The 6,021-nt window shown below is 43.0% G+C and carries 7 protein-coding genes; all 7 read right to left on the reverse strand.

What is annotated here, in order from left to right; genetic code table 11:
- Window positions 1-2: 2 nt before the first annotated feature.
- The 7 genes from glmU to JOC28_RS06855 all read right to left on the reverse strand — a co-directional run bounded on the left by glmU (window position 3) and on the right by JOC28_RS06855 (window position 5,755).
- Window positions 3-1,382: a bifunctional UDP-N-acetylglucosamine diphosphorylase/glucosamine-1-phosphate N-acetyltransferase GlmU gene (gene glmU, locus JOC28_RS06825; RefSeq protein ID WP_205009949.1), complete on the reverse strand. Its 1,380-nt coding sequence runs from the start codon at window positions 1,380-1,382 to the stop codon at window positions 3-5.
- Window positions 1,383-1,592: 210 nt separating this feature from the next.
- A complete protein-coding gene (locus JOC28_RS06830; RefSeq protein WP_205009950.1) occupies window positions 1,593-2,558 on the reverse strand; it encodes a Gfo/Idh/MocA family protein in 966 nt (321 codons plus the stop codon).
- A gap of 3 nt (window positions 2,559-2,561) precedes the next feature.
- A complete protein-coding gene (locus JOC28_RS06835) occupies window positions 2,562-3,362 on the reverse strand; it encodes a rhomboid family intramembrane serine protease (protein ID WP_205009951.1) in 801 nt (266 codons plus the stop codon).
- A 14-nt stretch (window positions 3,363-3,376) separates the two neighbouring features.
- Complete coding sequence (locus tag JOC28_RS06840; protein WP_205009952.1) at window positions 3,377-3,823, reverse strand: ASCH domain-containing protein; 447 nt, start codon at window positions 3,821-3,823, stop codon at window positions 3,377-3,379.
- A gap of 33 nt (window positions 3,824-3,856) precedes the next feature.
- Window positions 3,857-4,558, reverse strand: a complete 702-nt coding sequence (locus JOC28_RS06845; protein ID WP_205009953.1) for a 3-oxoacyl-ACP reductase — start codon at window positions 4,556-4,558, stop codon at window positions 3,857-3,859.
- Entirely contained in the window at window positions 4,551-4,787 is a 237-nt protein-coding gene (locus JOC28_RS06850) for a DUF2829 domain-containing protein (protein ID WP_205009954.1), read from the reverse strand. Before JOC28_RS06850 ends, JOC28_RS06845 begins: the two co-directional genes overlap by 8 nt.
- 38 nt (window positions 4,788-4,825) lie before the next feature.
- Entirely contained in the window at window positions 4,826-5,755 is a 930-nt protein-coding gene (locus tag JOC28_RS06855) for a magnesium transporter CorA family protein (protein ID WP_205009955.1), read from the reverse strand.
- Window positions 5,756-6,021: the final 266 nt, after the last annotated feature.

Consider the following 6,021-nt stretch of genomic DNA (forward strand, 5'->3'; position numbering starts at 1 on the left):
CCTTATTTTTGTGAAGGGTGGTGTGGGAGCTTGAGGGCGTACATGTCCTTGTTTTCTTGACGGCTACGCCCAATAGCTACGCTGTCTTTTGGAACATCTCTTGTGATGGTTGAACCTGCAGCTGTAAGTGCATTTTCACCGATTTCCAGCGGCGCAATAAGGGTAGAATTGCTTCCCACGAAAGCGTTGTTTGCAATTTTAGTCTTGTATTTATGTTGTCCATCGTAGTTGACTGTGATGGTACCCGCACCAAAGTTAACGTTGCTGCCGACTTCAGCATTACCGATGTAAGTCAAGTGACCAGCTTTGCTATTTTCCCCAATAGATGACCCTTTAACCTCAACAAAGTTACCGATATGAACATCTTTGGCAAGGCTTGAACCTGGACGGATGTGGGCATAAGGACCAACCGTTACGCCATCAGCCACCTCAGACTCTTCAATCATTGAGTTTGTGATAACAGCGCCAGCACCAATCTTGGCATCAACTAGATAAGCTCCGTTCGTCAAGACCGTTTCACTGCCAACCTTAGTTTGTCCCTTGAGGGTAACATTGGCTTCGATAAGGACGTCTGGTTCAATCTCAACATCAACTTCGATATAGGTTGCTTCTGGATTTTGGAAGGTAACTCCGTTAATCATGTGTGCCTTGTTGATACGGCGGCGCATTACTGATTCTGCTGTCGCAAGAGCAAGGCGGTCATTAACACCGAGGCTTTCATCAAAGTCACGGAGCACATAAGCACCAACCTTTTCACCAGCCTCACGGAAGATTGAGATGACATCAGTCAGGTAGTACTCACCTTGTGCATTGTTAGTATTGATGTTTTTAAGGGCTTCAAAGAGGCGTTTGTTGTCAAAAACGTAAGTTCCTGTGTTGATTTCCTTAACTTGTTGTTCAAATTCTGAAGCATCTTTTTGCTCAACAATCTTAATCACTTCACCACGCTCATTGCGGATAATACGCCCGTAGCCAAATGGATTGTCAGCTGTGGCTGTCAAGATTGTGGCAACATTTTTGTGACTAACATGGAAGTCAATCAATTCTTTCAAACTTTCACCTGTGATAAGCGGTGTATCACCTGCGATTACTAGGGTTTGACCTTCAAGCCCAGCCAATTCTGACTCAGCCATCATAACAGCATGACCTGTACCCAACTGTTCTGTTTGGAGAGCGAATTGAGATTGGCCAGCCAAGACTTCCTTGACAAGCTCTGCCTTGTGCCCGATAACCGTCACGTTTTTAGTAGGCTCAATCGCTGAAACTGCACGAAAAACGTGCTCAAGCATAGTAATACCAGATACCTTGTGGAGAACTTTCGGTAAATCTGATTTCATGCGAGTACCCTTACCCGCAGCTAGAATAATTGCATAATTTGACATATTTTTCCCTATCTCTAATCTAATAATCTAAAATTTCGTCTTCTATTATAGCATAAATGCCTTAAGTAAGCTAAAAAACATAGTATAAAGAGGCTGCAAATTCTAATATTTTAGAGAAGATTCATCCCTCTTAAAAATAAAAAGCCACAAGCTTCTTGTAAACAAGAGCTCGTGACTTTTTAGCTTTATCAGTATTCTTAAGATTGCTCTCTATCCCATCGAAGTTACTGCTTCTTCCAAAACTTCCATGACCAACTGGCTTTGGTCAAGGGCTGCTTTCAAAGCTGTCTTATCCTGCTGCGAAAGAATCGTCTCAAAAGCAACGAATTCTTCGTACATGCGGTGGTGAGGACTGTTGTAGTCGCCACTGATTTCCTCTTGTCCATTTAATTTCAAGCTAACTTGAGGAAGACTATTAGTTGGACCAAGAATGGTCAGAGACCCCTCATCGCCTTGGATGGTCGATCTGATGTCAGCACTGCAATCTTTAGCTGCAATGCTGGTCGCCTTAAAATTCCCGTAGTCCAAGACCAGAATGCCTGAGGTGTCCACACCACGTTCTATATTTGGCAGGTAGGTCACTTGATTTGGCTTGCCAAATAGTCCAACAAGCAGGTGGATATTGTAGATATTAAGGTCGCGAAGGGCACCACCACCCTTTTTAGGATCGAAGGCTGGCGCAATCTCCCCGCGCTTAAAGGCATCGTAGCGCGAGCTATATTGCGAGTAATTACAAGAAACAATCTTGAGCTGACCCAGTTGAGGCAGGTTTTCCTTGAGATAGGTAAAGTTGCCCAAGTACTGGTTGGTAATGGCTTCTAGGAGAAATAGCTGACGCTCCTCAGCCAGGGCACGGAGTTCTTTGAATTCAGCCAAGTTGAGCGTGAAAGGTTTCTCGCAGATGACATGCTTGCCAGCTAGAAGAGCAGCCTTCGCATAGTCAAAATGCGTGTGGTTAGGCGTGCCAACATAAACCGTATCAATCTCAGGATGCTGTAAAATCTCCTCAAAATCGCTGGTCGCAAGTGACATTCCATACTTGACAGCCAAGTCACGAGCTGTCTCAATTGACCTCGGTGTTGACAAAATCCCCACCAAGTCAATACCCTCAACCTCTGTCAAAACAGGCAAGACCTCCTTGACAATCATACCTGTACCTAATAGTGCTAGTTTCATAGATTACCTCCCATGTTTCATCTCGTGATTCTTCGTTTTCCTTGTCTTTTTACTTGACTTAATGCGCTGACGCTTCGTCAAACGAGTCGTTTTTGAATGCCATTTTCTTACTGAATCATTGACATTTCCAGAATTTAGAGGATGGACAACATCTTCATCTTCAATTGTTTCATCACTCTGCTCCACACCATTGTTGAATCTTAAATAACCTAAGATTAATCCCGTGAAAAGGCCACCTAAGTGACCAGGAATGCTGATACCAGATTCAAAGAAAGTAATAATAACATTTATAAATGATATCCCTAACAGATAACCAATGATCTCATCCCCTAGGATTGAAGTCATTTTTTTAGGATTTCTAAAGTAACGTACCAGTAAGAATCCCATAACTCCAAAAATAGCTCCTGAAGCTCCTCCGGTAATATTATTTGGAGAAAATAACAAAGCCATCAAACTTCCTACTAATCCAGTTGCAAAATAAATCAGCAAGAATTTCCAATGTCCGACTAACTTCTCTAAACCAGCTCCTAAAAGATAGAGCACAACCATATTTTCCGCCAAATGGTCGAAACTAAAATGAATAAACATGGAGGTTACAAGACTCCACAGATAATCAGATGACGCCTTAATCAACGGAGGATACAAAGCACCCATGAAAATGTAGTCCAAGTTTGTCGGTGATGTTCCATAACGTGTTAAATTTACGATATAAACAATCACATTTACTAAAATAATAGCAGTTGTCACAAGAGCTACCCTAGGACCCACTAACCAAGATAACTTCTTTTTAGATGTATTCGTCACAATTTCTAACCTTCCTAACTTCCCTTAGAATAAACAACTTCAAACTCTTCCAAGACAAGTTTGGTGTCCTCAGTAAAAATCAAACCATTTTCTTCAAAATAGGGTTTAAAGAAGTCGAGGTGAACCTGTCTCCAATAATCTAAACTTCTATCTCCTTCGCCTTCTTTATAGGCATGCTCTGCTGAAACTTCTTTGAAAAGAACAATTGTCACTTGGTTAATTCTTACAATACAGACTGCCTGATCTTCTCCATCCAAGATGACATCGTAGGTTCCAACTTGTGGGATAGGTTCATTGTCCAACTCATAGAGATCATAAGCTGACGCGGTCGCTGTTTTGCGTCCTTCTAAAACCAGCTGGGCTAAGAGGTCTGCTTCAACTCCAAATGCCCAAGCATCAATCTCATTTCCAATCGTCGGATTTACTTTCTTGTAGTCATTCCATAATTCTTGTGGGGTCATGGTCTCTCCTTCTCTGCCTTATAATATAATCTCCTACTTCAAACTCCAGCCGCCATCGATTTTAACGATTTCCCCCTGCATGGATTGGGCTTTTCCTGATGCTAAAAAGAAGGTCAGCTCTGCGATTTCAGCTGGGTCAGTCCAGCGTCCGATAGGCGTCTCACTTGCCACCCAGTCAGCTAACCCACCAGGTTCAAAGTCAGCTGCTGTCATTCCCGTTTTGACCGCCCCTGGGGCAATGCCGAAGACTTGGATGCCATTCTTGGCGTAATCAAGGGCAAGCTGGCGCGTGAATCCTGCAAGGGCATGCTTAGAGCTAGTATAAGCAGCCCCGCCTCCACCTGCTAGAAAGGAGGCGATTGAGCACATATTGATAATAATACCCTGATCATTTTCAAGCATCTGTGGAAGATAGTGGCGGCAAATCTTAGTTGCCGCAAAAAAATTGGTTTGGAAAACCTGCTCAAACTCTTCTTCTGAAACTTGAAGCAGAGGCTGGTAGGCATCTAAAATGCCTGCGGTATTGCAAAGAATATCAACCTCAGAAACAAAATCGTAAAGCGCAGCCAAGTCACTAGTCAGATCAAGTTGCAGGAAATGAAAATCTGCATGAGACAAGTCAGGTTTTTCTGACTTGTCCACACCGTAGACAGCGTAGCCATTTTCCAAAAAAAGGCGGGCCTGAGCCAGTCCAATGCCCGATGCCACGCCTGTAATGAGGACTTTTTTAGTCATGAACTTCTACCCAGTCCTCGGCCAGCACATCGCAAGGGGTCGGCGCCCACATAGAGAAACCTTCACCCTCACCTGTTACGTTGATAAGGAAATAAGGCGTCGCCTCAAGTTTTTGACCGTTGACCTCGATGGTGTCAAATAGCTGAACATAGTTCTCAGCTCCGCCCCAACCTGTGCGGACGTACTTTTTCTTGGCCTTAAGGCCTGGTAAAATCTCTTCAAATGTCATGATTTTCTCCTTAAATTATTTAACCAAGTGACCTATTGTCACTTCTTTTTCTTAAATCCAAACTGCCACTGCTTCATGTAAAAACCAAGGAAGATTCCAAAAACTCCCCAGAGTATCACCGATAGAACAATCACCCACACCCAAGCATTCTTATCTTGGGTAAAGACCTGCGGCAGGGTCACATTCATCCCGAAAAAACCTGTAATGATACTAGGAATAGTCAGCAAGATAGACAACTTGGTCAAGACTTTCATGGTATCATTTAGTTCATTATTCAGGATATTATTATAGGTTCCTTCTAGCTGCTCAGTGATTTGAGACGACAAGGTCGTCATTTCCATCAACTGGCGTGCCTCGATATGAGCATCTTCAAACTGCTCTTGCTCGCCCTCGCTCAGTTCCTTATAAAAGGTTTGACCTTGGAGTTGTTCCAATAGCGAAGCATTTTGCTTGCTGGCTGAAACCAGATAGATAAGCCCAGTTTCCAAGTCTGACAGCTCCAAAAGCCCTTCTTTTGATGTACTCTGACGCAAACGTAGATTGAGGTCATGACGCTCACGATTCAAGCCCTCCAATACTGGAAAATAAGTCCTTGAAATCAAAAACAAGCTGGTAAAAACAAATTCAAACAGCGTTAGATTTTCTCGTTTGGCCAGCGCATCTTCAAACGAAGTTAAGAGATAGTCGGTTCCAGGACCAAAAATAGTCACCAGATCCTTGCCAGAAATAAAATAAGAAACTGGCGATGTCTGATAGGTCATCTCCTGACCATCACGCAAAGCATTGTAAATCAGGAGCAATTCTTTATCAAACTTATCATACTCCAAATGCGCCAGCTCATTTTTATCGACCGCATAGGCTAAAATCTCAGGATCTAGACCGTAATCTTCTCTCAGATAGGTTAAATCCTCCTGCACCTGTGCCTGAGCAACAACCCAGTTAAAGTGCTTATTCTCCACTCGTTTCATGTAAAAGGCTACCTCCTTAACCATTATATCAAAAAGAGAGTGGGACAAAAATCGGTAATTCCGAAGGAATTCGATTTTGTCGTCCCACCTCCGCACAGTTGAGTAGGGCTATAAAAGTTGATTTATCAGCGAATTAGAGCCCACTCAACCACTGCGTCTTGCATATCAGACTACAAAAACATACTAAGATTAGTAGTGAGGAAATCTCCGACGGGAGAGAGTACTCACTACTTTTTCTTTATGCTAAAGTAGAGGTGTCTTGTTAA

It is taken from the genome of Streptococcus loxodontisalivarius (assembly GCF_016908645.1).
Lineage (GTDB): Bacteria > Bacillota > Bacilli > Lactobacillales > Streptococcaceae > Streptococcus > Streptococcus loxodontisalivarius.